Below are 2531 nucleotides of genomic sequence, written 5' to 3'. Positions count from 1 at the left end.
CTGCAATTTTTATGAACTTTTTATTTAATTTTAATAATTATGTACGTATTTTTACAAACTTTTTTATTCATTTTTATATATTCAATATCGTTTATACCCATATATGCTTACTTTAACTCCAGTTTAATTCATATGTAAGACTCAACAATCATCATACATATAATAAATATTAAGCTCAATTCGTAAATATTTATAGTAAATTATAAATTTCTTTAATAAAAAAAGATGTAGGTTTTAATTCCTACATCTTTTCAATCTATCTAACTGATACTAATTTATCTTTTTCTTTTACTGCACCTTTAGCTACTACTTCAACATCTTCATAACTATCTGTATTAGTAATTATTATAGGAGTAACTATTGGATATCCAGCTTCTTTTATTTTTTCTATATCAAACTCAACTAAAAGATCTCCTACCTTAACTTTGTCTCCTGCTTTAACATGAGTACTGAAATGCTTACCATTTAATTTAACAGTATCTAAACCTATGTGTATTAATACTTCCACACCATTGTCTGATGTTAATCCTACAGCATGTTTTGTTTCAAATACTGTTGAAACTGTTCCATCTACTGGAGATACCGCCCTACCAATAGTTGGCTCTATAGCAACACCTTTACCTAGCATACCTTCAGAGAATACTCCATCTCCTACTTCTTCTAAAGATATTGCATTACCTTCTATTGGTGCTACAATTACACAAACATTTTCAACTTTTTCTTCTTTTACTTCTTCTTTAGTTTCTACAGCTACATCTTCAGCTAAAACAACTTTAACACCACTTGCTATAAAATCTTCTAAATTTGATTTTATAACTGTAACTCTTGGCCCATATATAACTTGTATTCCATTACCTTTTATTATAACACCTGCTGCTCCACTTGATCTTAGTAAAGATTCACTTACTTTAGAAGCATCTTTTACTGTTACACGAAGTCTTGTAGCACAACAGTCTAAATCACTTAAATTTTCTTCTCCACCTAAACCTTTTAATATCATAGCTGATACTTGGTTATCTTGGCTTTCTGCTTGTCCTTCTTTTTTAGCATTTACATCTGCTCTTGTATATAATTTAACTTCTTCTTCATCGTCTCTTCCTGGAGTTTTAAAGTTAAATTTCTTAATTAAGAACGTAAATAAGAAGTAGTAAACTGCAAAGTATATTAAACCAATCCAAACTATATTTATCCAATGAGTTTTAGCATTTCCTTGTAATATTCCAAATAGCGTTAAATCTATTAATCCTCCTGAGAAAGTCATACCAACTCCAACATTTAACATGTGCATTAACATATAAGCAGCTCCTGCAAATATTGAGTGTATAACATATAACACTGGGGCAACAAATAAGAATGTAAATTCTATTGGCTCAGTTATACCTGTTAACATTGCTGTTAATGCTGCTGATAATAATAATCCTCCGGCAACTTTACGTTTTTCTGGCTTAGCACATTTATACATTGCAAGTGCTGCACCTGGTAAACCAAATATCATAAGCGGGAATTTACCAGACATAAACCTAGTAGCTTCTACACTAAATTGCGTTGTAGATGGATCTGCTAGTTGTGCAAAGAATATATTTTGAGCACCTTCTATTAATTGTCCTCCTACCATTGCAGTACCACCAACAGCAGTTTGCCAGAATGGTAAGTAGAATACATGATGAAGTCCAAACGGTATTAAAGCTCTTTCCATAAACCCATAAACCCAAGTTCCTGCATATCCTGAACTTTGAACTAAATTACCTACTGAATAAATAGCACTTTGTACATGTGGCCATATATAGAACATTAATATACCAACAAATAAATAAGTTGTAGCAGATATAATTGGAACAAATCTAGTTCCACCAAAGAATGATAGTACTTGTGGTAATTCAATTTTATAAAAACGATTATGTAGTGCTGCTACACCAAGACCTACTAACATACCTCCAAATACACCCATTTGAAGTGAAGTTATACCTAGTACGCTTGCTGTAGAACCAGCAAGCATAGCTTCTGTTCCACCATTAATGTTTATAAGAGCACCTATTGAGGCGTGCATAATTAAGAATGCAATAGCTCCAGATAAAGCTGCAACTTCTTTTTCCTTCTTCGCCATACCTATTGCAACACCCATTGCAAATAATAATGGTAAGTTTGCAAATACTATGTCCCCGGCATTACTTAAAACTGTTAAAAATGCATTTATAGGTGTCCCCGGTCCCATAATTCCCATTAACCCGTAAGCATTTAACATTGTTTCATTGGTGAATGATCCACCTATTCCTAAAAATAAACCTGCTACTGGTAAAATAGCTATCGGTAGCATAAATGATCTACCCACACGTTGTAAAACACCAAATATTTTATCTTTCATTAATTCTGGTCCTCTCCCTCATTTAGTATTTAATAATTTTATAATTGCTCTTTACAATTATATATAATTTACCTTAATTTATATAATGATACTACCATAGCTTAAATATCGGTGTCAATATTTTTATGCAACCGTTTGCACTATTATTTTTTATATTTATATTTATTTT

General features: G+C 31.5%; 1 protein-coding gene. It reads right to left on the bottom strand.

The window, feature by feature from the left end:
* Window positions 1-256: 256 nt before the first annotated feature.
* Window positions 257-2362, bottom strand: coding sequence for a PTS transporter subunit IIABC (locus NSA58_RS18760; protein WP_257560833.1), 2106 nt, complete (start codon window positions 2360-2362; stop codon window positions 257-259).
* Window positions 2363-2531: the final 169 nt, after the last annotated feature.

Source organism: Terrisporobacter muris, assembly GCF_024621905.1.
GTDB lineage: Bacteria > Bacillota > Clostridia > Peptostreptococcales > Peptostreptococcaceae > Terrisporobacter > Terrisporobacter muris.
This window is presented reverse-complemented; position numbering and strand designations above follow the sequence as displayed.

Bases quoted from the DNA above. Each gene is read 5' to 3' on its own strand.
- NSA58_RS18760 (WP_257560833.1), bottom strand. From the start codon at position 2,362: ATGAAAGATAAAATATTTGGTGTTTTACAACGTGTGGGTAGATCATTT.